The following is a 26177-nucleotide window of genomic DNA, read 5'->3' as shown; positions in this document are numbered from 1 at the left end:
GGTCGGCGTCAGCTCCAGTCGGGGTGGCCGGGCATGGGCGGGTTGTCCTTGCTGAACAGCCAGTCCTCCAGGAAGGGCCGCAGCGACGGGTCGTGCGTGACGTTCACCGCGTTGTCGATGAAGTCCTGGGAGTCGGCGTTGGCGTGCCGGTGCTTGGTGAGCCAGGACTTCATGATCGCGTCGAACCGGTCCTGGCCGACCTGCTGGTTGAGGGCGTACAGGGTGACGGCGGCCCCGTCGTAGATGTTGAACCCACCGAGCGCGGTGGGCAGTCCGGGCGGCCCGTCGGTCTTGCGTACGGCGTCGAGCTTGCCGTACGCGGTCCTCATCTTGTCCTCCATGGAGGCGGTGCCCTGCTGGTCGGCCCAGAGGGCCGCGTAGTAGACGGCGGGGCCCTCGTTCAGCCAGGCGCTCTGCCAGGTGGTGGGCGTGACCGAGTCGCCGAACCACTGGTGGGTCATCTCGTGGACCATGACGTTCGTGTACGTCGTGGACGTGGAGGCGTTCTTGAACCAGCCCGGCCCGAACAACGACAGGGTCTGGTTCTCCAGCGCGTCGCTGTAGCCGTCCCGGACGATCTGCATCCCGTACGTGTCGAAGGGGAAGCGCACCCCGAGGGTCTTCTCCAGCCACGCGATCTGGTCGCCGGTCTGCTCGACGATCGGCCGGTACGTGGCGACCTGGTCCTCGGGGACGTAGTGGCGCAGCCGCACGCCGTGCGGGCCCTCGCCCGTCAGAACGGTCTGCTTCTCCACGGAGATGCCGAGGAGCTCGGAGGCCATGGGCACATTGAGGCGGAAGTCGGAGGTGGTCCTCCCCTCGCCCGCGGGACGTGTGCCGGTCAGGGTGCCGTTGGCGCCCGGCGTCCAGCCGTCGGGGGCCGTGAGGTGGAACGTCCAGGTCGCCTTGTCCATCGTGGTGTCGTTGACGGGGGCGAACGTGTCGGCGCGGGACGACTGCGCGGCGGAGGCGAATCCGCCGTCGCTCATGTAGCGCCAGCCGGGGGCGCTTATGGGCTTCGTCTTTCCGTTGCCGTGGTAGGTGACGGCGACCTCGAAGGGCGTGTTGTCGTGCAGGCCGCCGGCCGGGGTGACCGTCAGCTCCTGGCCGCTCTTGCCGGGCGAGACGGCGAAGCCCGCGTCCTCGCCGTCGACCTTCACCGACTCGATGGCCAGCGAGTCGATGTCGAGGTTGAAGGACGAGAGGTCCTGGGTGGCCTTCGCGCTGATCTTCATCGTGCCGGTGAAGTCGTAGGTCACGGGCGTGAAGCCGAAGGACAGGTCGTAGTGGCGTACGTCGTAGCCGCCGTTGCCGAGCGTCGGGAAGAGCGGGTCGCCGACGCCGTCGGAGCCGGGCTTCGGGTCGAACGGGTGGGCCTGCGCGGGGGCGGCGAGGGCGACGACCGCCAGGGCGGCGGCCGTGGCGATCGCGGCGCGTACGGTGCGGGTCACTTGCCGGTTCCCTTCTGGGCGGCTTCCTCGAATTCGGAGCGGGCCTGCTCGCCGCCCTTGGCCAGGTAGTCCTTGACCAGGGCGTCGTAGTCCTTCATGGACTTGCGGCCGGAGATGATGTCCTTGAGGCCGTCGAGCTTGATCGTGTAGAGGCTGCCGTACCCCTTCGAGTCCCAGGTGGGGGATGTGTAGTCGAGGAAGTCGGCCTTGATGAGCATCGGGATCAGCTTCGTGTACGCCTCGTGGACGTAGCCGACGGCGTCCTTGGACGTGGTCGAGAAGATCGCCGGGGTGCCGGAGGCGAGCTTGCCCCACGGGACGCCGATGTCCTGGCTGCCGCGGTCGGTGAGGACGGGGTTGCCCTTGGCGTCGCGCTTGTGGTCGGTGCCCTCGACGCCGTAGTTGATGAGGGTGAACTCCTCGGTCCCGAACGGGGCCGCGATGAAATCGAGGAGGCGCAGGATCTCCTCGACGCGCTCCTTGGGGGCCTTCTGCACGTACGACTCGCTGAGCGTGGCGTTGTCGGGGTGGGCCACGGCGTTCTTGCCGACCGGCACGAAGGGGCGGACGTCGAAGCTCTTGTCGATGGCGGCCATCGCGTCGACGTAGCCGGTCGCGGGTTGCAGGTAGGCCGGCATGCCGTCGGAGACGTACGCGCCCTTGCCGTTCTTGAAGAGGTCCGTGTACTGGGCCTTCTGGGCGCCGGACATGGCGAGGGTGCCGGGGTAGTAGCAGCCGGCCTTGTAGAGCTTGGCCGCCATCTCGACGGCCGAGCGGTACTCGTCGGTCTCCAGGTCGGCGGTGAACTTGCCGGTCTTCTTGTCCATCGACCAGAAGTAGGGCGCGCCGGCCGACATGGCGAGCATGGTGGTGGCGCCCGCGATGATCGCGTACTGCTTCTTCTTCGGCTGCGTCAGCTCCTTGCAGACCTCGAAGAAGCGGTCCAGGTCGGTGATCTGGTCGAGGCTGTCGACCCCGACCTCCTTGAACAGGTCGTGCCGGTAGAACCCGGCGCCCGCGGTGCCGTAGCGCGTGATCGGGACGCCGTACAGCTTGTCGCCGTACAGGGCTTGCTGCCAGGCGATGGCGGGGATCGCCGCGAGGTTCGGGTACGCCTTGACCTTGTCGCCGGACAGGAACGGTGTCAGGTCGGCGCATTCGGAGGCGAGGAAGGACGCCTTGTGGTCGACGCCTCCCGTCTCCGGGTACATGAAGACATCGGCGAGGTCACCGCTGGCGACCATCGTCGAGAACTTCGTGGGGTAGTCGTCGGCGGGCACGGCCGTGATGTCGACCGTGCCGCCGAGCCGTTTCTCGATCGCCTGCCAGGCGGCGTTCCTGGACCGGCCCGGCGCGGGCGGAGCGTAGGTCTCCGTCATCGCCCTGACCGGCTTCGCGCCCTTGAGGGGGCTGCCCTGGACGGAGCGGGCCGGGGTGGCGGGGTAGCTGAAGAAGGCGTTGGGCACACCGTCGGCGGTGCCGGGCAGGTCGGCCTTGACGCTGTTGGCGGTGACGGTGGACGGCAGCACCTGCCGGCTCTTGGCGGCGGACTTCTCCGCCGCGCCGCCGTCGCCGCACGCGGTGAGCAGCGGGCTCGCGGCGAGCCCGAGGCCGAGGCCCAGGGAGGTCCGCAGGAGAGTTCTGCGGTTGATGGGGGTGGAGCGCGACACGGGGAACTCCTCGGTGAGGGAGGGGACATGAGCGCGGGGGGGTGCGAGAGGGGACTGTGCGGCGTCAGCCCTTGATGGCGCCGGTGAGCACGCCCTTGGTGAAGTAGCGCTGCAGGAAGGGGTAGACGCACAGGATCGGTACGACGGCGATGACGAGGACGGCCATCTGTACGGCCTGCTGGGGCGCGAGCGCCTCGCCGGCGGAGGCACCTTCGAGGGACTGGCCCTGGAGGACGAAGGTGCGCAGCACCATCGAGAGCGGCCACTTGTCGTTGTCGCTCAGGTAGAGCATCGCGTTGAAGAAGGCGTTCCAGTACGTCACCGCGTAGAACAGGCTGATCACGGCGATGACGGCCTTCGACAGCGGGAGCACGATCCGTACGAGGGTGCGGAGGTCGCCCGCGCCGTCCACCTTCGCGGCGTCGTAGAGCTCCTCGGGCAGGTTCATGAAGAAGGAGCGCAGGACGACCAGGTTGAACGCGCTGACCAGGGTGGGCATGACCAGCGAGGCCAGGGTGTTGTAGAGGCCGAGCTCCTTGACGGTGAGGAACTTGGGGATGATGCCCGGGTCGAAGAGCATCGTGAACAGGGCCGTCATCAGGATGAAGCGGGATCCGGTGACCTCGCGGCGCGAGAGGCCGTAGGCCATGCCGATGGTGACGAGGACGCTGGTCGCCGTTCCCACGAGGGTCACGCCGACGGAGATGAGCAGGGCGTGCGTGACGACGCCGCCGCTGAACACGGTCCGGTACGCGTCGAGCGTCGGGTGGTCGGGCCACAGAACCAGGCCGGGGCTGCGGATGATGTCGGACTGCGAGGCGAAGCTCGTGCCGATGACGCCGAGCAGCGGGTAGGCGACCGCCGCGACGACGAGGAACAGCACAAGTCCCTTGAGGAACAGGCCGGTTCGGGTGGGCTTCTCCAGCCAGGGCGGGCGCCCGTCGGTCACCCTGGTGCCGGATGCGGCCGGGGCGGCCGGCTTGCGGATGCGGCGGCGCGTGGTGGCAGCCGTCTGCGTCTCAGCGGTCAGCACCGCGGTACACCCCTTCGTGGCCGAGCCGGTGGGCGAACTTGTTCGCGCCGAGGACGAGGACGGTGCCGATGACCGCCTTGACGAGGCCCACAGCGGCCGACGTGCCCCAGTCGTTGTTCTTGATCCCGTGGAAGTACACGTAGGTGTCAAGGACTTCACCGGAGCCGGGGCCGACCGCGTCGCGCTGGAGCAGGATCTGTTCGAAGCCGACGGAGAGGATCTGGCCCAGGTTGAGGATCAGGAGCAGGATGATCACCGGGGAGATGCCGGGGAGCGTGACGTGCCACAGGCGGCGTGCGCGCCCGGCTCCGTCGATGGCGGACGCCTCGTACAGGCCGCGGTCGATGTTGAGGAGCGCGGCGAGCATGATGATCGTGCCCCAGCCCGCGTCCTTCCAGGCCGTCTGGAGGGTGAGGAGCCAGGGGAAGGCGGCCGGGTCGGTCGTCATGTCGTAGCGCGGCAGGCCGAGTTGGCCGAGCAGGTCGGGCAGGACGCCGGCGCCGCCGAGGATCTGCTGGAAGATCGAGACGATGATGACCCAGCCGATGAAGTGCGGCAGATAGACGACGCTCTGCACGAAGCGGCGGACCTTGTCGCTGACGATGCTGTTGAGCAGCAGCGCGAGGGCGATGGGGACCGGGAAGAAGAACACGAGCTGGACCAGCGCGATCTTCAGCGTGTTGCCGGTCGCCGACCAGAAGGCGGGGTCGGTGAAGGCGGACGTGAAGTTCGAGACGCCGGCCCAGGCGCTGTGCAGGTAGCCCAGGTACGGCTGGTAGTCCTGGAACGCCACCACGTAGCCGAGCAGCGGCACGTAGTGGAAGACGACGAAGTAGAGCAGGCCCGGCAGGGTCAGCAGCAGCATGACCTTGTCCCGCTTGAGCCGCTGCCCCAGCGAGAGGCGGTGAACGGCCTGCGGCGGGGAGGGCGTTGTGTCAGCCATGGGGCGGCAAGTTAGTAATCGGTTACCCCTCGCGTCAATAGGTCTGGGCAACACCCGGGTTGATGCGGGTTTTTCAACTGCCCGATCGTGACAGCTATTTGGCGCTATAGCGCGGTAAGTGGTGTGGGGGTCGGGGTGGGCACGCTTGACGCTCCCCCCTCGTGATCCCTAGCGTGCGGTGACCTCATAGAACACGTTTACTGTCCGGAGGCAGGGTGCGTACCACTGACGAGTCGCCGGCCCAGGCCGACTCCACCGGCTCCACACGGCCCCCACGCAGACCCCGTACCGTCCTGGCCATGGACGCGGGGCTGCTCGACGACGTCTTCCCGCCCGCGGTACGGCTCCGCCTCGAAGAGGCCGCCGACATCCGGCCGCCGCAGGTGGTCGCCGAGTTCACCAGTCCCGAGGCGGTGGCCGCCCTCGCCGAGTGCGAGGTCCTGCTGACCGGCTGGGGCTGCCCGCCCATCGACACCGGCGTCCTCGACCGGGCGCCGCGCCTGCGCGCGGTGATCCACTCGGCGGGCACGGTCAAGACGTTCCTGACCCCCGAGGCGTACGGCCGCGGCATCGCGGTCTCCTCGGCCGCCGCCGCCAACGCCGTACCCGTCGCGGAGTTCACCCTCGCGGCGATCATCATGGGCGCCAAGCGGGCCTTCCCGCTCGCCCACCTCTTCCGCTCACGCCGCACCCACCGCACGGCGGCCGACCTCGACCGCCACCACTGGCTCGGCACCCACGGCATCACCGTCGGCGTCGTCGGCGCCTCCCGGACCGGCCGCCGCGTCATCCAGCTGCTGCGCTCCATCGACGCCGACGTGCTGCTCCACGACCCGTACGTGAGCGACGCCGAGGCCGAACTGCTCGGCGCCACCCGCACCGACCTCGACACCCTCGTCGCCACCAGCGACGTGGTGACCCTGCACGCGCCCTCAACACCGCTGACCCACCACCTCCTCGACGAGCGGCGCATCGCCCTGATGCGCCCGGGCGCCCTGCTGATCAACACGGCGCGCGGCCCCCTCGTCGACACCGAAGCCCTGACCGGGCACCTGGTCAGCGGCCGGATCGACGCCGTCCTCGACGTCACGGACCCCGAGCCGCTGCCGCCCGGCCACCCCCTGTGGGACCTGCCCAACGTGTTCATCACGCCGCACATGGCGGGCGCCCAGGGCAACGAGGTGGGGCGGCTCGGCGCCCTCGCCGTCGACGAACTCGCCCGCTACGCGCGCGGGGTGCCGCTCAACCATCCGGTGCTCCTGGAGGAACTGGAGCGGATCGCGTGAGCGCGGGGTCCACGGACGCCATAGGCTCTGCCCACGGCAGGGTCCCAGGACCCGCCGCGCAGACCGACGAACAGGATGACCAGGGGGAGGTCCCGATGTCCCGGCAGGGCCCGACGGCGAACGGACGCCGCGCGACCGTCGTGGACGTGGCACGCCTCGCGGGCGTGTCGACGGCGACCGTGTCCCGCGTGATGAACCGCAACTACCCGGTCGCGGCCGCCACCCGCGAGCGCGTCGAGGAGGCCATGCGCGAGCTGGGCTATGTGGTCAACGCCCATGCCCGCGCGCTGGCCGGCGCCTCCGGGCGCACCGTCGGCATCATCATCAGCGACGTGGTGGACCCCTTCTACGCCTACATCGCGCGCGGGGTGGAACGTGAGGCGACCGCCGGCGGCCGGCTCTGCCTGGTCTGCAGCACCCAGGGCGATCCGCAGCGCGAGCTGGCCTTCATCGAGCTGATGCACGAGCGGCGGGCCGACGCCGTGATCCTCGTCGGTGGCAGCGTCGCCGACCGGACCTATCGTGCGGAGCTCGTGCGCCGCGCCCGCGAGCTGGACGCCGGCGGATCGAAGCTGGTCCTGTGCGGGCGCCCCTCGCTCGGCAAGGACGCGCCTACGGTCGGGGTCGAGTACGACAACGAGGGCGGCGCCTTCGCGATCACCGACCACCTGCTGTCCGAGGGCCATGAACGGATCCTGTACCTGGGCGGGCCGCCGGGGCTCTCGACCACCAAGGAACGCATCGCCGGGCACCGGCGCGCCCTGGAGCAGCGCGGGCTTCCGCGCGACCCCGAGCTCGTACAGCCCGGCGCGTTCAGCCGTCAGTTCGGCCACCGCAGGATGGCGGAACTGCTGGGTGACGGGCTGGACTTCACTGCCGTCTTCGCCGCCAACGACATCGTCGCGGCGGGCGCGGCCCAGGCCCTGGAGGAGGCCGGTCTCCGGGTGCCGCAGGACGTCTCCCTGGTCGGCTACGACGACGTGCCCGTGGCGCAGGAGCTGCGGCCACGCCTCACGACCGTGCACATCCCGCTGGAGGAGATGGGCCGGCAGGCCGTGCGCGTCGCCCTGTCCGGCGGGGACGAGGACGACTGGCGCGCCCCGACGACGGGGACGCTCCGCCTGGGTACGCACCTGGTCGTTCGGGACTCGGTGGCGCCGCCGCGCGCCGCCGGGCGCAAGCGGCGGTGACGAACGCTCCAGCGTGGTGACAGACGCCCCGGCGTGGTGACGGACGCGAAAGTCGTAGTAACAGGCAGAAACATGACTAGACCTCTTGCGGCGGCATAGCAAACGCTTACATGCTGGCGCGCAGCTCGCTCATCACTCCGATGTCGTTGATCCCCATGGGAGTCTCTGGATGCGCCCTGCCCGTATGCCCTTCACCGCCTCGGCCGGTTCCGACGCCGCCGCCTCGGCCTTCTCCCGTCGCGCGGTGCTCGCCACCCTGGCCGGCGCGGGAGCCACCGCCCTCCTCGGCACCGGTACCGCGCACGCCGAGAGCGGTGTCACCGTCTCCCTCACCGCGCGCCCCGGCGCCGAGACGGAGCGCCTCCGCCTCGGACAGGCCCTGCGCGCCACCGAGTTCCAGCCGACGGGGCAGTACGTCCCCGCCGAAACCGCGCTCCGCCTCGACGTGCTGCCCTACGACGACCTGGTCCCCACGCTGTGGATCGGTCGGTGGGACTACTACGGCACGCTGAAGGAACCCCGCAGCTATCCGCTGAAGCCCGGCGCCAACACGGTCACCGACCCGCACGGCGGTCCCGTCTACTTCTCCCTCGAAGGCGACGGCGAGCGCGCCGCCGTGAAGTTCAAGTCGGGCGCCACCGCCATGCCGGTCTTCGCGCTCGGCCAGTCCTCCGAGGCCGACTACCAGAGGCAGTTGGACACGCTCACCGACATCCCGGTGGTCGAGCTTCAGGGGCCGCGCACGATCATGACGCTGACGCGCGACGGCGCACTCCAGTACCGGGACCAGGACCACGCGGCCCTGCTGCGGCTCGTCGAGCAGATCATCGACGCCGAGTCGGACATCAGCGGTCTCGACAGCTCGAAGCCGGTGCACCGGCCCAAGGCGGGCGGCTATCACTTCACCGAGGTGTCGGTCGTCCCGTCCGGCGTCGGCGCCTACGCCACACACGGCTACAACGGCTTCCCGCGCGCCTATCTCGACCGCGCCACCACCGTCGACGCGCTGCGCACCCGGGGCTGGGGGCTCTACCACGAACTCGGCCACCTGCATCAGCAGATGGCGTACAAGCCGACCGGTCTGACCGAGGTCACGGTCAACATCTACTCACTCGCCGTGCAGCGCGCGCTCGGCCAGCGGTCCAACCTGCTGACCGTCGACCCGAAGACCGGGCTCAACCCCTTCCAGTCCGCGCGCGCCAAGTTCGGCACGGCCGGGCTCACGTACGAGAAGTCCTTCGGCAGTTACGAGAAGCTCGTGCCGCTGCGGCAGTTGGAGCTGGCGTTCGGTGACGACTTCTGGCCGCGCATGCACCGCCTGGTGCGCGAGGAGAACCCGCAGTCCGACTACACGGAGACCGCGAAGCGGTACCGCGCCCTCTCCACCTACGCGAGCCGGGTCTCGGGCCACGACCTCACGGAGTTCTTCATCCGGGACTGGGCCTTCCCCATCGACGCCACCGGACGGGCCGAGATCGCGGCGCTCCAGCTGCCGAAGCCGTCCGTCGAACCGGCCACCCTGACCGACTGAGCAGACTGACCCGGAGGGGACCCACCGCTCATGGACCTCACTCGCAGACAGACCCTGGCCCTCGCGGGCGCGACCGCGCTCCCGCTGATCGCGGGCGTCGCACCGGCGGGCATCGCAACGGCGGCCGAGGCGGCCGACGCGGACGCGTTCGACACTTTGCTCGCGCGCGCAGAACAGCAGCTCACCGGCGGCGCGTTCGACACCGCCGACCCGGACTTCGCCGCCGCCGTCGGAGCCCTCGACGCGCAGGCGGCCGCCTGGTGGAAGGACCTCGACCGGAGCGCCGGCAGGAAGGCCCTGTGGGCCGACCTCTCCCCCGCGTCGGACCCCGGGAACTTCGGGCAGAGCTACACCCGGGTGCGCACCCTGGCCACCGCCTGGGCCACTCCGGGCACCTCGCTGACCGGCAGTACCGAGGTGGTGGACACCCTCGCCGAGGCGCTCCGCTTCCTGGGCACCACCGGCTACAACCCGGCGCGCGGCGAGTCGGGCAACTGGTGGTTCTGGGAGATCGGCGCGCCCCGGGCCCTGATGGACACCTGCGTCCTCCTGCGGGCGAAGCTGCCGGCCGCGGACATCGCGCGCTATGTCGCGACCGTCGCGAAGTTCTGCCCCAACCCCGACCGCCGCACCAACTCGCCCTCCCTCTCCGAGACCGGCGCGAACCGTGCCGACAAGGCCGTCATCGTCGCCCTGCGCGGGCTGCTCGCCCGGGACGCGGCGACGGTCGCGCTGGCCCGCGACGGTCTCTCGGACGTCCGGGACAGCGGGAAGCGCAGCCTCTTCACGTATGTCAGAAGCGGCGACGGTTTCTACGAGGACGGCTCGTTCATCCAGCACGACTACGTCGCCTACACGGGCACGTACGGCAGCATCCTGCTGGGCAGCGCGGGGCAGTTGATCGCGCTGCTCGCCGGGTCCGACTGGGCCGTGACCGACCTGAAGGTGTCGGTGCTGTACGAGGCGGTGGAGCGGTCGTTCTCGCCCGTCCTGTTCGACGGGCTGATGATGGACGCCCTGCGCGGGCGCGCCATCTCCCGCGAAAGGGCCCGCGACTACAACGACGGTGCCGTCACCGTCACCAACATCCTCCAGCTCGCCGCTGGCGCCCCCGCCCCGTACGCCGAGCGCTGGCGCGCGCTCGCCAAGGGGTGGATCAGCCGCAACAAGGCCAACCCGTACACGGGCCTCATCGGTGTCCCCGCCCTCGCCCGTGCGAAGGCCGTCCTGGAGGACGACGCGATCCCGGCGGCCGAACGGCTCACCGGCCACTTCGCGTTCGCCGACATGGACCGCGTGGTGCACCGGCGGCCCGGCTGGGCGCTCGCCCTGTCGCTCTCCTCGAAGCGCATCTCCGCGTACGAGGCGGGCAACGGGGAGAACCTGCACGGCTGGTACACCGGCGACGGCATGGCCTATCTGTACGACGGTGACGACCTCGGCCAGTTCGGTGACGGCTTCTGGCCGACCGTCGACCCGCACCGGCTGCCGGGCACGACGGTGGACACACGTGCGCGTGCCGACCTGGGGACGGCCGCCGGCACCAGCACGTTCCGCCCCAAGAACGCCGTGGCGGGTGGCGCCGTGCTCCAGGGCCGCTATGGCGCGTCCGCGATGGAGCTGATCGCCGACGGCAGCACCCTGCGCGCCCGCAAGGCGTGGTTCTGCCTGGACAACGCGGTCGTCGCGCTCGGCACGGGCATCACCGCGAGCGACGGCCGCACGATCGAGACCGTCGTCGAGAACCGCAACCTGCACGCGGACGGTACGCCCGCGTTCCTGGTCGACGGGGAGCGGCAGCCCGAGGAGCAGGGCTGGTCCGCGTCCCTGACCGACTGCGGCTGGGCGCACCTGGACGGCACCGGTGGCTACGTGTTCCCCGACTATCCGGGGCGCGGTCCGGGCGGCGTCCCGCTGCGGGCCCTGCGCGAGGAACGCACCGGGAAGTGGGGCGACCTCAACTCCGGTGCGGACACCGGCGGCGACAGCGTGCCGGTCACCCGCCGCTACGTCACGCTGTGGCACGACCACGGTTCCTCCCCCACCGACTCCTCGTACGCCTATGTGCTCCTGCCGGGTGCGAGCGCCGCGGCGACCGGGGCGTGGGCGCACTCGCGGCCCGTGCGGATCGTGGCCAACGACGCCACGGTGCAGGCCGTCGAGGTGCGCCGTCTCGGGCTCGTCGCCGCGCACTTCTGGGGTCCTGGCAGCGCCGGCGGACTCACGTCGTCCGGTCCGGGCACCGTCCTGGTCCAGCGGCGCGACGAAGGCATCTCCGTCGCCGTGGCCGACCCCGGGCGCACCGGGTCCACGCTGACCGTCGAACTCCCCTTCCCCGTCAGCACGGTGACCCGCGCCGACGACACGGTCACGGTCACCACGGGCCGCCGTCCCGTCCTGACCGTGAACGTCGCGGGCTCTCGCGGGCATACGCACACGGCGGAACTGGCGTGAGCCCGGATCCCTCCGTTCCGACCGTCGACGCGCGCCCCGGGCGCGCATAGGGTCACCCCGACCCACCATTTCCGAACAAGGAGCAACACGAGCCCATGCCCGCACCGCATCTCTCGCTGCCGCCCACCGACCGTGTCCTGTCCCCGCTCACGGGCTGGACACGCGCCCACTGGGAGGCGCTCGCCGACCGGCAGCTGGAGGCGCTCGTCCCGTACGCGACGCCCGGCTTCGCGCAGTACCGGCTGCCGGGGCGGACCAGCTGGTCGGGGGTCGTGTCGGACGGACTCGAGGGATTCGCGCGGTCATTCCTGCTCGCCTCCTTCCGGATAGCGGGAGCGGGCGGGGACGTGGATCCCCGACTCGTAGAACGCTACGCGGAGGGTCTGACAACCGGCACCGACCGCGGTCGCGGCACGGGCCGGGGCGGCGAGGCGTGGCCCGAACTCACCGACTGCTCCCAGCAGATGGTCGAGGCCGCGTCCATCGCCATCGGACTGCACGAGACCCGCCCCTGGATCTGGGACAAGCTGGACTCCCGGGTCCAGGAGCGGATCGTGGACTGGTTCTCCGGGTTCGTCGGCGGCCGCACCTGGGACAACAACTGGCGTCTGTTCCAGGTGGTGTCCGAGCAGTTCCTCGCCTCGGTCGGCGCCCCGTACAGCCAGGCGGACATCGACGGCGGCCTCGACCGGATCGAGGACTGGTACGTCGGGGACGGCTGGTACACCGACGGCGACGGACGCAACTTCGACTACTACATCGGCTGGGCCATGCACCTGTACCCGCTCCTGTGGGCACGCATGACCGGCCCGGACGGCGACGGCGGGCGCGCGAAGGTCTACCGCGAGCGCCTGTCGCAGTTCCTCACCACCTACCCGCACTTCTTCGGCGCCGACGGGGCACCCGTCCACCAGGGCCGCTCACTGACGTACCGGTTCGCCGCCACGGCGCCCGTCTGGATGGGCGCGCTCGCGGACTGCACCCCGCTGGAGCCGGGACTCACCCGCCGCCTGGCGTCGGGCACGGCACGGCACTTCGTGGAGCGGGGCGTCCCCGACGAGCGCGGTCTGCTGCCGCTCGGCTGGTACGGGACGTTCCTGCCCACCACGCAGGCGTACTCGGGCCCCGCCTCGCCGTACTGGGCGAGCAAGGGATTCCTCGGGCTGCTGCTGCCCTCCGACCATCCCGTGTGGACCGCCCGCGAGGCGCAGCTGCCCGTCGAGAAGGCTGCGAAGTCCGCGCAGTACACGGCCCTGCCCGCGCCGGGCTGGCTGCTGCACGGCACGCCCCACGACGGCATCGTGCGGCTCATCAACCACGGCAGCGACCACAACCCACTCGAAGGCCCCGCCACCGACGACCCGCACTACGCGAAGCTCGCGTACTCCACGGCCACGGCGCCCGAGGCGGCCCCGCACGCCTGGGACCGGAACGTCGACAACCATGTGGCTCTCCTCGCGCCGGACGGCACGGCGTCGCGCCGGTGCCGCATCCACCCCCTCACCTGCGAGGGACGCGTAGCCTCGTCCCGTCACCATGCCCAACTCCCGGGACATGACGCAGAGTTCCCGATCGAGTCGACGACCGTGCTGCACGGGCCGTGGGAGATCCGCGTCCACCGGGTGCAGGCGCCGGCGGGTGTGACGGTGCGCGAGGGCGGATACGCGGTCGCCGACGAGACCAGCGTCCACGCCGAGCAGGGCCCCGGCTGGGCCCTCACGCGCACGGAGTCCGGGGTGACGAGCGCGGTCGTGGCGCTGCACGGCTGGGACGAGGAGTCCGGCGTCGCCCGCGAGGTCGAGGCCAACGCCTACGGCCCGCACTCCGCGACGCCGTTCCTCCGCTCGACCGGCCACCCCGGCGGGCCCAGCGTCCACGTCACCCTCGCGGTCCTGACCCGTGACGTCGTGCATCCGCAGGCGCTGCGCGACTCGATCTCATGCGAGGCGGCCCCCCTGGACGGCGGGACGGGCGGGGAGGGCGGGGAGGGCAAGCAGGTCCGGATCACGTTCCCCGACGGCGGGACGGTCACCGTCTGACGCCGCCTCGCGCGTCGTCACGTGTGGGCCCCGTACGTCGTCTGGGCCGGGGCGTGGGCCAGGAGGTGCCTGACGAGGGTGAGGAGCGTCTGGATCCCCGAGCTGGAGATCCGCGCGTCGCACCGCACGACGGGCACCTGCGGGTCCAGGTCTATGGCCGCCCGCACCTCCTCGGGGTCGTAGCGGTAGGAACCGTCGAACTCGTTGACGGCCACGATGAACCCCATGCCGCGCTCCTCGAAGAAGTCGACGGCCGCGAAGCAGTCCTCAAGGCGCCGGGTGTCCGCGAGGATCACCGCACCGAGCGCCCCTTCGGAGAGCTCGTCCCACATGAACCAGAAGCGCTCCTGCCCGGGCGTGCCGAACAGATACAGCACGTGTTCCGGGTCCAGGGTGATCCGCCCGAAGTCCATCGCCACCGTCGTCTCGACCTTGTTCTCGATGCCTTCGAGGTCGTCGGTGGCCTCACTGACCGTGGTGAGCAGCTCCTCCGTACTGAGCGGCGCGATCTCGCTGACCGCTCCGACGAAAGTCGTCTTGCCGACACCGAAACCGCCCGCGACCAGGATCTTCAGTGCGGTCGGGAAGGCTTCAGAGCTGTCGTCGTAGTCCATCGAGCACTGCCTCCAGTAGGGACCGGTCAGTGGGGTTGTCGTGGAACGTGGGGGGCTTGGTGGTGATCGCCCCGCAGTCGACGAGGTCGGACAGCAGGACCTTCGTGACGGCGGCGGGGAGTTTCAGATGGGCCGCGAGTTCCGCGACCGATGTGGGGTGGGCACACAGTTTGAGCGCCTCGCTGTGCTCTGGACCCAGGTAGCCGAGGGGGGTGGCCCCCGTGGCCATCACCAGCGACAGGAGGTCCAGCGAAGTGGTCGGCCGGGTCCGCCCGTCGCTCACGGTGTACGGGCGGACGAGACGGCCGGCCGCGTCGTCCAGCCACGGCCCGTCCTGCGGGGCCGTCATGCTCAGTTCCTCATCGCCGTGGGCCGGTCCGCGTGCTGGCGGGGTGCGGTCATCAGGTACGGGCGCACGCTCTTGACCAGCATGGCCATCTCGTAGCCGAGCACCGCGGCGTCGGCCTCACGCCCGGCGAGCACCGCGAGACAGGTGCCGGAGCCCGCCGTGGAGACGAACAGCAGGGTGGAGTCCAGCTCCACGACGACCTGCCGGACCTCACCCCCGTCCCCGAACCGGACGCCCGCGCTGCGGCCGAGGGAGTACAGGCCGGACGCCAGGGCCGCCATGTGGTCGGCGCTGTCGGCGTCGAGGCCGTGGACGGACTTGACCAGTCCGTCGGAGGAGAGGAGCACGGCGCTGCGGGTGTGCGGCACACGCTGGACGAGGCCGCTCATCAGCCAGTCGAGATCGGACACATGACCCGTCGGCACATCGCTCGCCATGGGGGATCGACTCCTTGGTGGACTGCTGGGGGTACGTGGACTGCGGGGGGCGCGTGAAGTGGTGCGGGGGCAGGGGGTGGTGCGGGGGCGTGAACTCAGCTGCTCGGTGCGGGGGCGTGGGTTTTCGGGAGGGGCGGGTGAAGGTCATCCGGCCGGCTCGCTCCCGTCGTCCGGGGCGCCGGATTCGTAGGACCCGGATTCGTGGGCACGGAATTCGTGGGGCCCGGATTCGTGGGCCGGACCCGAGTCCGCCGTGTCCCGCATCCCGAGCGTCAGGTCCCGCGCCTCGGCCGCTTCCGCGAGGCCGATGCCGCGCTGGAACGCCGCCATCAGACCGGGGTCGTGGACGACGGGCACCTCGTCCTCCGGATACTCCGGCCGCGGCACCGGGCCACCCCGCAACTGCGGTGCCAGGTGCTCCTGGACGCGCCTCTTGGGGAGTTGGGGCCGCCCCATGGTGCCGCGCACGGCACCGCCCGCCGGGGTCGGCGGGAGGGGTGTGGGTTCGCGGGGAGCCTGCCGGTCCTCGGCCCGGATGCCGGGCAGCGCGTCGGCGGGTGTCCGGCGCTCGTCCCTGGCCGTACGCAGCGGGAGGGGCGGCGCGGTCCCGGTGGGCGCCAGGGGGCGCACGCCGTCCGAGGCGCCACTGCCGGGCTGCCGCGGGACGACGGCCACGCCGCCGTGCGGGGCACGCGAGACGGGCGGCACGTCCGCGGCCGGGGGCGCCTGTCGCTGCGCCTCGTGGAGCTGGACCTGCGGCTCGGGCTCGCGCGGCGCCTGGTGGGTCAGGTGGGCCTGCTCGGTCAGGTGGGCCTGGACTGGCTGCGCGGGCTGCTGTTCGAGTTCGTGCGGGCGGCCCGGACGGCCGTGGTGCTGGGAGAGCCGCCGCTCGTGCGCCTGGTGCCGCTGGTGCATGCTCTGCGCGCTGTCGTCCGTCGCGGACTCGGCGCCCCGCGCCTTGGGCGCCGGCTCGTTCTCGTCGCCGCCGAGCAGGCTCTGCGGCACGACGAGGACCGCCTGCACACCGCCGTAGATATTGCTCTGGAGGCGGACGGTGATGCCGTGCCGGCGGGCGAGTTGCGAGACGACGAAGAGGCCGATGCGACCGTCCTGGAGGAGGCTCGCGACGTTGACCTGGTCCGGGTCGGCGAGCAGGGTGTTCATCTTGTTCTGCTCGGGGACGGGCATACCGAGGCCGCGGTCCTCGACCTCGATGGCGAGCCCGGACGTCACGATGTTGGCGCGCAGCAGGACTTGGGTGTGCGGGGCGGAGAACACGGTGGCGTTCTCGACGAGTTCGGCGAGCAGGTGGATGCAGTCGGCGACGGCGTGCCCGCGCAGGGTGCCGTCGACCGGCGGGACGAGCTTGACCCGCGCGTACTGTTCGACCTCGGCTATGGCGGAGCGCATCACCTCGGTCATCGAGACCGGGCGGCTCCACTGGCGCCGGGAGACGGCGCCGCCGAGCACGGCCAGGTTCTCGGCGTGCCGGCGGATCCGGGTGGCGAGGTGGTCGACGTGGAACAGGCCCTTGAGGAGGTCGGGGTCCTCGACGTCGTTCTCGAGTTCGTCGAGGATCGAGATCTCGCGGTGTACGAGGGACTGCAGGCGCCGGGCCAGATTGACGAAGACCTCGACCTTCTGTTCGCTGCCCGCGTGGCTGGAGAGCTGGGACGCCTGGACGACGGCGGTGACGGCCACGTCCTGGGCGCGGGTGAGGTCCGCGGCGAGCTGGTCGAACTCGTCGCCGTCCGGGGCGACCGGGGGCGGTGTCCTGCGGGGCGGCGGGCCCTCTCCCTTGCGCAACTGCTCGACGAGGCCGCGCAGTTCGCTCTGCCCACGGGCGCTCGCGCGGCGCAGGACGCCGACCCGGTCCCGTACGGACCTGGCGGCGCGGTCGGCGGCGACGGCCGCGATCACGATGCCGGCGAGGGTGACGAGGCAGGCGCCGGCGAGGACGGCCCACAGGGCGAGTCCGGGGCGGGCGCCCGTGGAGCGGACGGTGAAGAGCACCGCGGCGCTGGCGCTCAACGCGACGGCGAGCGGGGGCAGTACGGCTAGGCGCAGAAGCTGGGGCCGTATGTGGGTCTCGGGCTGCGGGGGGACGGACCGGCCGCCCGGCCTGCCGTGCCGACCGCCCTCTCGGCGGTCTGGGCGGGCGGCCGGTGGGCGAAGGTGAGACATTCGGCGTCCTCGTACGTGGGGGCTCCTGCGGGTCGGCGCGACGCGGGCAGGCGGCATCGCGCTCCCTGCCGGGAGCGGGTCAGAATGCCGTCGCTGCGTTGCTCAGCGAGCACACACGGTAGTCGGGGAGGCCTCACATGCGGTGGGCAGTTGCCAAAGTCCGGCGCCGGAGATCCCGCTCTGGTATGAGGCTTCGTACGACAGACCGATAACAGGTCCGGCACCTCAACTGCCCATGGGTACAGGTGTTCCTACGTCGTGGCGCCCGGCAGCATCGAGCGCAGCGGCGAGACGACGAGCAGGCCGGCGCCGAAGGAGAGGTCGGTGTTGCCGAGCGCCTTGGCGATCGGGCCGCTGTAGGTGGTCCGGCCGGTCCCGCTGATCATGAACGGGCTCTGCACGGCGACACCGGCCAGGCAGCAGAGCACGGCGGGCCAGTTCACCCGGCCGTAGCGGCCGCCGTCGCGCTTGAAGAAGTCCTCGACGGCGTAGTCACCGTTCACCGGTAGCTCTCCCGCTCGATCGGACCGCGCGGGAACAAGCACACCCGCATCGGTGGACTGCCCGGTCCGGTCGACTCTCAGGAGAAGGTGTCTGCCGGATCTGGGGGTCGGTCGACCCGCACCCAGAATGCTTCGGCCCACCCCCGGCAACCCCGGGTCCATCCGCCACAAGTGAGATGGCCGGCCTTGAGCAGATACACAAGCCCGGCCTCGGTGAAATCGGCGGCGCTACGGGCGGGGCATCACGCACCCGCCTCAGCGGTCCCCCTACACCCCCGCCCCGCCCCTACCTACACCGCCGGCACAGCCTCCTGTTCGCCGGAGCCCGATTCCGTGGACGCGGCGTCGCCGGGTGCTGTGCCGGTCGTACGGTCCGTCGTCTCCGGCCATCCGCCCTCCGGCCGCGTGGCGACGCCGCGCCACCACGGCTGCGCGGGCAGCGTCTCCGCCGCGGGTTCGAAGGGCTCGCCCGGGCAGGGGAGCGCGATCCCGGCGCCCGCCTGCCGCGCCGCGGAGAGGGTGCCCTCGCCGGGCTCCGCCCACGGGTGCGGGGCCAGATTGAAGGTGCCCCAGTGGATCGGCAGCATGGGACCGCCGCCCGGTCCGCCCTGGAGGTCGAGGTGGGCGCGCATGCCCTCCTCCGGGCGCATGTGGATGTCGGGCCAGAAGTCGCTGTACGCACCGATCTGCATCATCGTCGCGTCGAACGGCCCGTGCTCGGCGCCGATGTCCTTGAAGCCGGGGAAATAGCCGGTGTCACCACTGTGATAGACGCGGTGCTCGGGGCCCGCGACGACCCAGGACGCCCACAGGGTGTGCTGCTCGTTGCGCAGGCCGCGGCCGCAGAAGTGGCGTGCGGGGGTCGCCGTCAGCGTCAGGCCCGCCACCTGCGTGGACTCGTGCCAGTCGAGCTCGCGGAGGCGGTCCGCGGGGACGCCCCAGTGCTCCAGGTGGGCGCCGACGCCGAGCGGCACCGCGAACAGCGTGTCCGTGTCCGCCAGCGCCTGGATCGTGGGCAGGTCCAGATGGTCGTAGTGGTCGTGGGAGATCACGACGACGTCCACCGGGCCGAGCGCGGCGAGCGGCAGCGGTACGGGGTGCAGCCGCTTGGGGCCCGCGAAGGAGAACGGTGAGCAGCGCTCGCCCCAGACGGGGTCGAAGAGCACACGGCGGCCGTCGATCTCGGCGAGGACGCTGGAATGCCCCATCCAGGTGAGCCGCAGGCCGCTGACCGGGGGCTTGGCGAGGTCGGCGAGCGTCGTGGGGTGCACGGGGACGATACCCATGGGTGCCCGGCGGACGCGGCCCTCCTTGGCCAGGAAGACCTTCGCGAACTCGATCATGGAACCCGCGGGTCTCGTGCGGGCGCCCACCGGGTTCTGGAAGCTGCCGTCCTCGAAGTTCGGCGAGCTCAGGATCCGCGCGAGCCGCTCTCCCGCCGGGTCCGCGCCGAACGCGGCCGGCCGCAGCGGGCGAAGCCGGGAACTCAGAGAACGTGACACAGCGCCTCCCTGTGGATCGATCGGGGAATCCCGATCAGGGATTCCATTATGTGCGCCCCCACCGACAGTGCCCGGTGCGGGACCTCGGCACACGGGATCCCCCCGGCCCACCCGCCTGCGCCCGGCCCGCCCAAAACTGATCCAGCATTCAGTAGCGGGTCCGTTGACACGGGTCTTCACGGGCTCCGATACTGACTGGCGATTCAGTAATTGGTTCCGCGGCCGGCCGGTCGGCACCGTCAGGTCCCGACGCCGGGCACAGCCCGTCAGTTTCAGGAGGCACCGTGTCAGAGCTCCCCGTCGAGCTGGTTCCCCTCACGCCGGAACAGCGCGACATCATCGACCTCACGAGGACGTTCGCGCGTGAGGAGATCCGGCCCCGCGGACGCGCCGTCGACGAGGCGGACGTGGAGACGCCCTGGGACCTGTGGCGCGCGGCCGCCAAGGTCGGCATCACGGGCTTCATGCTGCCCGAGGAGTACGGGGGCGGCGGGTTCACCGACGTGTTCACGCAGGTCCTCGTGCAGGAGGAGCTGTGCGTGGGCGACCTGGGCATCGGCAATCTGCTCTGCTCGAACGGGTTCTTCGCCGACCCCGTCATGGAGCTGGGCACCGAGGAGCAGAAGCGCACGTGGCTGACGCCGCTGGCCGGGGCCGACACCCCGATGACCTCGCTCGCGACCACCGAGCCGGGCTCCGGGTCCGACGCGGCGTCCATCGTGACGACGGCGACACGCACCGAGGGCGGCTACCTCCTCAACGGCCAGAAGGCCTGGATCTCGAACGCGGGCGAGGCGGACCAGTACGTCGTGTTCGCCAAGACCGACCCCTCGCAGCGCTCGCGCGGTGTCACGGCGTTCCTGCTGCGCAAGGGCGCCGAGGGGCTCACCTTCGGTGAGCCGATGCGCAAGATGGGCCAGCGCGCGATCGTGTGCCGCGAGATGTTCTTCTCCGACGTGTTCGTCCCGGACGCCGACCGGCTCGGCGACGAGGGGCAGGGCTTCGTCGGCCTCATGCGGACGTTCGACATCTCGCGCGCCGTCCTGGGCGCGGCCGCCACGGGTGTGGCGCGGGCCGCGTACGAGTACGCGCGTGACTACGCACGCGAGCGCGTGCAGTTCGGCAAGCCGATCATCGAGCACCAGGCCGTGGCGTTCCGGCTCGCGGACATGCGGACGCGGATCGAGCAGGCGCGGCTGATGACGTGGCGGGCGGCCAAGCGGATCGACGCGGGCCTCGACGCGACCGCCGAGGCGGCCATGGCCAAACTGACCGCTTCGGAGACGGCTGCGTACTGCACATGGGCGGCCGTGCAGACCCTGGGCGGCTGGGGCTACTCGCGGGAGTTCCCGGTCGAGCAGTGGATGCGGGACGCCAAGCTGGAGGAGATCGAGGAAGGCACCTCCGACATCATGCGCCTGGTCATCTCGAGGTCGCTGTGACCCGGGAGATCGTGGCTCACGAGACGCAGACATCGACCGGCGGCGAGGCGCTCGTGCGGGCGCTCGCCGCCCACGGGGTCTCCACCGCGTTCGGTATTCCAGGGACCCACAACCTGGAGATCTACCGGCACCTCGCGGCGTACGGCATCACGCATGTCGCGCCGCGTCACGAGCAGGGTGCCGGGTACGCGGCCGACGCCTACGCGCGCGTGACGGGCGATCCCGGGGTGGCGATCACGACGACGGGTCCCGCTCTCCTGAACATCGCCGCCGCCGTGGGGCAGGCGTACTCGGACAGCGTGCCGCTGCTCGTGGTGTCGCCGGGCATGCCGCTGCGCCATCCGCGCCAGTCGACGGGCCTGCTGCACGAGATGCGCAGCCAGACGGAGGCGCTGCGCAACGTCGCGGCGTTCAGCCACCGGGTGTCGTCGGTGGAGGAGATCGGGGCGGCGGTCGCGCGGGCGTTCAGCCTGTTCCGTACGGAGCGTCCGCGCCCCGTGCACATCGAGGTGCCGCTCGACCTCCTGGAGGCGGCGGAGCCCGCGGGGCCCGTACGGCTCGCGCCCGCCGTCGCGCCCCGCGCGGCGGACGGCGCGTCGCTCGACGCGGCGGCCGCGCTGCTCGCCGGCGCCGTACGGCCCGGCCTTGTGCTGGGCGGCGGCGCGCGTGGCGCGGCCGAGCAATGCCGTTCGCTGGCCGAGCAGTTGGGCGCTCCGGTGGCGACCACCGCGAACGGCAAGGGCATCGTCGACGAACGTCACCCGCTGTCCCTCGGCGTGTCGCTGCACAGCCCCGCCGTGCAGAAGTGGCTGGCGGACCGCGATGTCGTACTCGCCGTCGGCACGGAGCTCGCCGAGTCCGACCTGTGGTCCGCGCCGCCCGCGCTCGACGGCCGGCTCGTCCGCGTGGACGTCGACCCGGCACAGATGTACGCGGGCCTCCCCGCGGACATCGCGCTGGTCGGCGACGCGGGGGCCACGATGACGGCGCTGCGGGAGCGGCTCGCGAAGGTGCCGGGGCCCGCGTCCACGGACGAGGCCACCCGCACCACGGCCACCGTGCGCACCGCCCGCGACGACGAGACACGCGCGCGTGACGCCCGTTGGGTGCCGTACCTCGAAGCGATCCGGAGCGTCCTCGCGGCCGATGCCGTGCTCACCTCCGACAGCGCGCAGTGCTGCTACTACGGCGCGATCCCGCATCTGCCGGTCGGCCCCGAGGGCCGCTATCTGCACCCCACGGGATTCGGCACGCTCGGCTACGCCCTGCCCGCCGCGATCGGCGCCAAGGCCGCCTGCCCCGACCGGCAGGTGGTCGCGCTCAGCGGGGACGGCGGGCTCCAGTTCTCCGTACAGGAGCTGGCCACCGCCGCGCAGCTCCAACTCCCGCTGCCCGTCGTCGTGTTCGACAACGGCGGGTACGGCGAGATCCGCGACGAGATGGTGGCGCGCGGCGACACGCCGGAGGCCGTCGACCACGCGCGCGTGGACCTGCCCGGCCTCGCGCGGGCCTTCGGGGGCAGGGGCGCCGTCGCGCACTCCCCCGGCGAACTCGCCGCGCTCCTGACCCGCGCCCTGGCCACCCCAGGACCCACCCTGATCACCGTCCCCGAGGAGACCGCATGACCGCGCCCGCCACTCCCCTGATGTCCGTCTCCTGGACGGACCACGTCACCGGCAGGAACGGCTACCTCGTCGTCGACCGTCTGGTGCGCGGTGTGTCCAGCGGCGGTCTCCGGATGCGCCGGGGATGCACGCTCGACGAGGTCACCGGCCTCGCGCGCGGCATGACGATGAAGGAGGCCCTGCACTACAACCCGCAGGGCCGGTACATCCCGCTCGGCGGCGCCAAGGGCGGCATCGACTGCGACCCGCAGGACCCTGAGGCGTACGGCGTCCTGGTGCGGTACCTGCGCGCCATGCGGCCCTACATCGAGTCGTTCTGGACGACGGGTGAGGACCTGGGGCTCACCCAGGACCTCGTCGACCGGGCGGCGGAGGAGGCCGGGCTCGTCTCGTCCATCCAGGCCGTGTACCCGCTGCTCGACGACGAGGCGGAGGCGCGCAAGCGCCTCGCGGACGCCTTCGCGGTCGACGTCGACGGCATCGGCCTGGACGAGCTCGTGGGCGGCTGCGGTGTCGCCGAGTCGGTGCTTGCGGCTCTCGACCGGGCGGGGGTGCCGTACGAGGGCACCCGCGTCTCCGTGCAGGGTCTGGGCACGATGGGCGGGGCGACCGCCCGGTTCCTGTCGCGCGCAGGCCTGAAGGTCGTGGCGGTCGCCGACGTGAAGGGGACCGTCGCCAACCCCGAGGGCCTGGACGTGGAGGCTCTTCTCGCCGCCCGTGACACCTACGGGACCGTGGACCGCTCGGCGCTGCGCGAGGGCGACCGCGAACTGCCGGGCGACGCCTGGCTGTCGGCGGAGGCCGAGGTGCTCGTGCCCGCCGCCGTGTCGTACGCGGTGGACGCGGCGAACCAGAAGCGGATCACCGCGCGCTGGATCGTCGAGGCCGCCAACATGCCCGTCCTGCCCGACGCGGAGGAACTCCTCGCCGCGCGCGGCATCACCGTCCTGCCCGACGTCGTCGTCAACTCCGGTACGAACGCGTGGTGGTGGTGGACCCTCTTCGGGGACATCGGCGCCGACGCGGACGAGGCGTTCGCGTACACGCGGCGTTCCATGCGGGCGCTGATCGACCAGATGCTGGCGCGGGCCGAGGCGGACGGGACGACGCCGAGGGCCGCCGCGCACGCGATCGTCGCGGACCGTCTTCCGGTGATCGCGGAGCGGTTCGGGTGGTACAGGTGACGACCCGGCTGCCGGGCACCGGTACGCACGCGCGCGTGGGGCTCGACGCGCTCTTCGATCCCCGGTCGGTCGCGGTCGTCGGGGCGTCGGACAACCCCGAGAAGTGGGGTTACTGGCTGGCGTCGGGGGCTCTGTCGGGCCGCGGGCGCCGCGCCGTCCACCTGGTCAACCACCGTGGGGGCAGCCTGGACGGTGAACCGTTCCGGCCGGATCTGGCCTCGCTGCCCGTACCGCCCGACCACGTCGTCGTCGCCGTGCCGCCGCGCCATGTGCGGCCGGTGGTCACGGACGGTCTCGCGGCGGGCGCCCGGTGCTTCACCGTGATCACGTCGGGCGGTGCCACCGCCGACGAGGAGCGCGCCCTCGCCGACCTGGTCACGGCGCACGGAGCCCGGCTGCTCGGCCCGAACTGCATGGGCGTGGTGGACACGACCAGTGAACTGCGGCTCAGCTGGGGTGAGTTCCCCTCGGGCGGCCTCGGTCTCGTGTCCCAGAGCGGCAACCTCGCCCTGGAGATCGGCCGTCTCCTCGCGCGCGCCGGGCAGGGCTTCTCCCGGTTCGTGTCGCTGGGCAACCAGCGGGACATCGACGCGGCGGACGCCCTGGAGTCACTGATCGCGCACGGCCCGACCCGGGCACTCGCCGCGTACATCGAGGACTTCCGCGACGGCCGGCGCCTCGCGCGGGTCCTGGCGGCCGCGCACGCCGCCGGGAAACCCGTCCTGCTCCTGACCGTGGGCCGCAGCGCGGCGTCCGGGCGCGCCGCCGCGTCCCACACCGGCGCCCTGGTGAGCGCCCGCGCCACCGTCGAGGCGGTGTGCCGCGACGCCGGCGCCCTGCTCCTCGACACCGCGGGCGAACTGGTGGACACGGCCGTGTACCTGCTCGCGGAGGGCGTACGCCACCGGAGTGCGGGGCACGCGGCCGGGGCGTCACCTCGTCCCCGCAGCGTCGCCGTGGTCGGGGACAGCGGGGGCCAGGGCGCCCTCGCCGCCGACGCGTTCGCCGCCCAGGGCATCGACGTCCCCGCGTTCGCGGCCGGGACGCGCGAGGCGGTGGCGGAGCAGCTGCCGGGCGGCGCGGGGTGCGCCAACCCGGTGGACCTGGCGGGCGCGGGCGAGGCCGACCTCGGCAACTACGCGCGCGTGGCGGGCACTTTGCTGCGCTCGGGCGACGCCGACGCCGTCGTCCTCACGGGCTATTTCGGCGACTACGCGACCGCCAACCCGGCCCAGGCGGACCGCGAGTGCGAGGTCGCGCACGCCCTCGCGGACGCCGCGGTCGACTCCGGACGCGCCCTCGTGGTGCACACGATGGCCCGCGACACCCCCGCCCTGTCCGTCCTACGGCAGCGCGGTGTGCCCGTCTATGAGCGCATCGAGCAGGCCGCCACCGCCCTCGCGGCGTCCGCCCGCGTCGCCGGTCGGCCACTCCTCCCGCAGGAAACACAGGAGGCCCCGGCGACGTACGCGCTGACGGACGGCGGGTACGAGCACGTGCGCGAACTGCTCGCGTCCTACGGACTCGCCTTCCCCGCCGCCGAGTTCGTGACCGACGCGGACGGTGCCGTCGAGGCGGCGGAGCTCCGGACGGGCTACCCCGTCGTCCTCAAGGCGATGGGGCTCGCCCACAAGACCGAGGCGGGCGGTGTCGCCCTGTCGCTCGGCGACGCCGACGCCCTGCGGGCCGCGTTCGCCCGCATGAAGGCGGCGACGGGCGCGGACCGCTACGCCGTGGAGGCGATGGCCACACCGCCGTACGGGCACGAACTGATCGTCGGTGTGCGGCGCGACCCGTCGTTCGGGCCCGTCGTCATGGTCGGCGTCGGAGGGGTGACCGCCGAACTGCTCGCCGACACGGCACTGGCCCTCGCGCCCCTCACCCCCGCACGCGCGCGTGCCCTGCTCATGGGGCTGCGTCACGCCCCCTTGCTGACGGGCTGGCGGGGCGCGCCCGGAGTTCATCTGGACGCGGCGGCCGCCGCCGTGTGCGCGGTCGCCCGAGCGGCCGTCGACCACCCCGAGCTGACCGAACTGGAGGTCAACCCCCTGCTCGTGCACCCGGGCGGAGCGATCGCCCTGGACGCGCACGGGGTGCTCCGCGAACGCGACTAGCCTCTGTGCCGATTAGTCTCTGTGCCGATTAGTCTCCGTGCCGATGTGACGCGCCGCCCGGGATCTGTCCCGGGCGGCGCTTCGCCGTTGCCCGGCGCGAGATGTCCGCCGGGCACCCGCATCGCCCGCATCCCGACGAAGGCAGAGGTCATGACCACCCACCCCCACCCCGTCGACCACGAACTCGTGGAGGCCGCGGCCCATGTCGCGCGCACGCGCTGCCGCGGGGACAACCACACCGTGGCCGCCGCGGCCCGGGCCGGCGACGGCCGGATCATCACCGCGGTGAACGCCTACCACTTCACCGGCGGCCCCTGCGCCGAACTGGTCGTCATCGGCGCGGCGGCGGCGCAGGGCGCGTACGAGCTGGAGACGATGGTGGCGGTGGGCGACCGCGACCGGGGTGTCATTCCCCCGTGCGGCCGGTGCCGTCAGGCGCTGCTCGACTACTTCCCCGCCCTGAAGGTCATCGTCGGCACGGGCGAGCGCCTGCGGGCCGTCCCCGTCGGGGACCTGCTCCCCGAGAGCTACGTCTGGCACGACCACCAGCTCGACGGGTAGCGAACACGCCGAGAGGGCCTCCCCCACCCCGGGGAAGGCCCTCTTCGTGTGTCCTGCGTCCGCCC

At 71.9% G+C, this 26177-nt stretch carries 20 protein-coding genes; 10 read left to right on the top strand and 10 right to left on the bottom strand.

From position 1 onward, the window contains the following. Positions 1–8: 8 nt before the first annotated feature. The 4 genes from EOT10_RS03690 to EOT10_RS03675 form a co-directional block, all read right to left on the bottom strand. Positions 9–1451 (bottom strand): M1 family metallopeptidase, encoded by a 1443-nt coding sequence (locus EOT10_RS03690; protein WP_127826550.1) that lies wholly within the window; start codon positions 1449–1451, stop codon positions 9–11. Further along, positions 1448–3121, bottom strand: coding sequence for an extracellular solute-binding protein (locus EOT10_RS03685; RefSeq protein WP_127826549.1), 1674 nt, complete (start codon positions 3119–3121; stop codon positions 1448–1450). The genes EOT10_RS03690 and EOT10_RS03685 overlap by 4 nt, the downstream gene beginning before the upstream one ends. 64 nt (positions 3122–3185) lie before the next feature. After that, the gene (locus EOT10_RS03680) at positions 3186–4046 is read right to left on the bottom strand and encodes a carbohydrate ABC transporter permease (protein WP_127826751.1); all 861 of its coding nucleotides are present in this window, start codon (positions 4044–4046) and stop codon (positions 3186–3188) included. A 94-nt stretch (positions 4047–4140) separates the two neighbouring features. Continuing rightward, entirely contained in the window at positions 4141–5097 is a 957-nt protein-coding gene (locus EOT10_RS03675; RefSeq protein WP_223280732.1) for an ABC transporter permease, read from the bottom strand. Between the two features lie 215 nt (positions 5098–5312). Here EOT10_RS03675 and EOT10_RS03670 point away from each other — a divergent pair, with 215 nt between their 5' ends. From EOT10_RS03670 to EOT10_RS03650, 5 genes are all read left to right on the top strand, one after another. Continuing rightward, the gene (locus EOT10_RS03670) at positions 5313–6383 is read left to right on the top strand and encodes a hydroxyacid dehydrogenase (protein ID WP_127826548.1); all 1071 of its coding nucleotides are present in this window, start codon (positions 5313–5315) and stop codon (positions 6381–6383) included. A 95-nt stretch (positions 6384–6478) separates the two neighbouring features. Next, positions 6479–7573: a LacI family DNA-binding transcriptional regulator gene (locus EOT10_RS03665; protein ID WP_127826547.1), complete on the top strand. Its 1095-nt coding sequence runs from the start codon at positions 6479–6481 to the stop codon at positions 7571–7573. Positions 7574–7757: 184 nt separating this feature from the next. Beyond that, complete coding sequence (locus EOT10_RS03660) at positions 7758–9104, top strand: M60 family metallopeptidase (protein WP_189491055.1); 1347 nt, start codon at positions 7758–7760, stop codon at positions 9102–9104. Positions 9105–9134: 30 nt separating this feature from the next. After that, entirely contained in the window at positions 9135–11558 is a 2424-nt protein-coding gene (locus EOT10_RS03655; protein WP_127826545.1) for a polysaccharide lyase 8 family protein, read from the top strand. Positions 11559–11653: 95 nt separating this feature from the next. Then, the gene (locus EOT10_RS03650) at positions 11654–13597 is read left to right on the top strand and encodes a DUF2264 domain-containing protein (RefSeq protein WP_127826544.1); all 1944 of its coding nucleotides are present in this window, start codon (positions 11654–11656) and stop codon (positions 13595–13597) included. 17 nt (positions 13598–13614) lie between these two features. Here EOT10_RS03650 and EOT10_RS03645 read toward each other — a convergent pair whose 3' ends face one another. The 6 genes from EOT10_RS03645 to EOT10_RS03620 form a co-directional block, all read right to left on the bottom strand. Continuing rightward, a complete protein-coding gene (locus EOT10_RS03645) occupies positions 13615–14211 on the bottom strand; it encodes a GTP-binding protein (RefSeq protein ID WP_127826543.1) in 597 nt (198 codons plus the stop codon). Beyond that, entirely contained in the window at positions 14189–14560 is a 372-nt protein-coding gene (locus tag EOT10_RS03640) for a DUF742 domain-containing protein (RefSeq protein WP_127826542.1), read from the bottom strand. Before EOT10_RS03640 ends, EOT10_RS03645 begins: the two co-directional genes overlap by 23 nt. 2 nt (positions 14561–14562) lie before the next feature. Continuing rightward, positions 14563–14997, bottom strand: coding sequence for a roadblock/LC7 domain-containing protein (locus tag EOT10_RS03635; RefSeq protein ID WP_127826541.1), 435 nt, complete (start codon positions 14995–14997; stop codon positions 14563–14565). Positions 14998–15141: 144 nt separating this feature from the next. Then, the gene (locus EOT10_RS03630) at positions 15142–17028 is read right to left on the bottom strand and encodes a sensor histidine kinase (protein ID WP_431313250.1); all 1887 of its coding nucleotides are present in this window, start codon (positions 17026–17028) and stop codon (positions 15142–15144) included. 404 nt (positions 17029–17432) lie between these two features. After that, positions 17433–17684, bottom strand: coding sequence for a hypothetical protein (locus tag EOT10_RS03625; protein ID WP_189491052.1), 252 nt, complete (start codon positions 17682–17684; stop codon positions 17433–17435). A 290-nt stretch (positions 17685–17974) separates the two neighbouring features. After that, the gene (locus EOT10_RS03620; protein ID WP_127826539.1) at positions 17975–19186 is read right to left on the bottom strand and encodes an MBL fold metallo-hydrolase; all 1212 of its coding nucleotides are present in this window, start codon (positions 19184–19186) and stop codon (positions 17975–17977) included. A 284-nt stretch (positions 19187–19470) separates the two neighbouring features. Between EOT10_RS03620 and EOT10_RS03615 the strand changes: the two genes are divergently transcribed. The 5 genes from EOT10_RS03615 to EOT10_RS03595 all read left to right on the top strand — a co-directional run bounded on the left by EOT10_RS03615 (position 19471) and on the right by EOT10_RS03595 (position 26112). Then, positions 19471–20628: an acyl-CoA dehydrogenase family protein gene (locus EOT10_RS03615; protein ID WP_127826538.1), complete on the top strand. Its 1158-nt coding sequence runs from the start codon at positions 19471–19473 to the stop codon at positions 20626–20628. A gap of 11 nt (positions 20629–20639) precedes the next feature. Continuing rightward, complete coding sequence (locus tag EOT10_RS03610; protein WP_189491049.1) at positions 20640–22253, top strand: 5-guanidino-2-oxopentanoate decarboxylase; 1614 nt, start codon at positions 20640–20642, stop codon at positions 22251–22253. Then, positions 22250–23437, top strand: a complete 1188-nt coding sequence (locus tag EOT10_RS03605; protein ID WP_127826536.1) for a glutamate dehydrogenase — start codon at positions 22250–22252, stop codon at positions 23435–23437. Before EOT10_RS03610 ends, EOT10_RS03605 begins: the two co-directional genes overlap by 4 nt. Continuing rightward, positions 23434–25551: an acetate--CoA ligase family protein gene (locus EOT10_RS03600; protein WP_223280731.1), complete on the top strand. Its 2118-nt coding sequence runs from the start codon at positions 23434–23436 to the stop codon at positions 25549–25551. The genes EOT10_RS03605 and EOT10_RS03600 overlap by 4 nt, the downstream gene beginning before the upstream one ends. Positions 25552–25701: 150 nt before the next feature. Further along, on the top strand, positions 25702–26112 hold the full coding sequence (locus tag EOT10_RS03595) for a cytidine/deoxycytidylate deaminase family protein (protein WP_127826535.1): 411 nt from the start codon (positions 25702–25704) through the stop codon (positions 26110–26112). The last annotated feature ends 65 nt before the right edge of the window (positions 26113–26177 follow it).

This window comes from Streptomyces antnestii, from assembly GCF_004005495.1.
Taxonomy (GTDB): Bacteria; Actinomycetota; Actinomycetes; order Streptomycetales; family Streptomycetaceae; genus Streptomyces; species Streptomyces antnestii.
The sequence above is the reverse complement of the archived record's forward strand: the minus strand, read 5'-3'. Positions and strand labels throughout refer to the sequence as shown.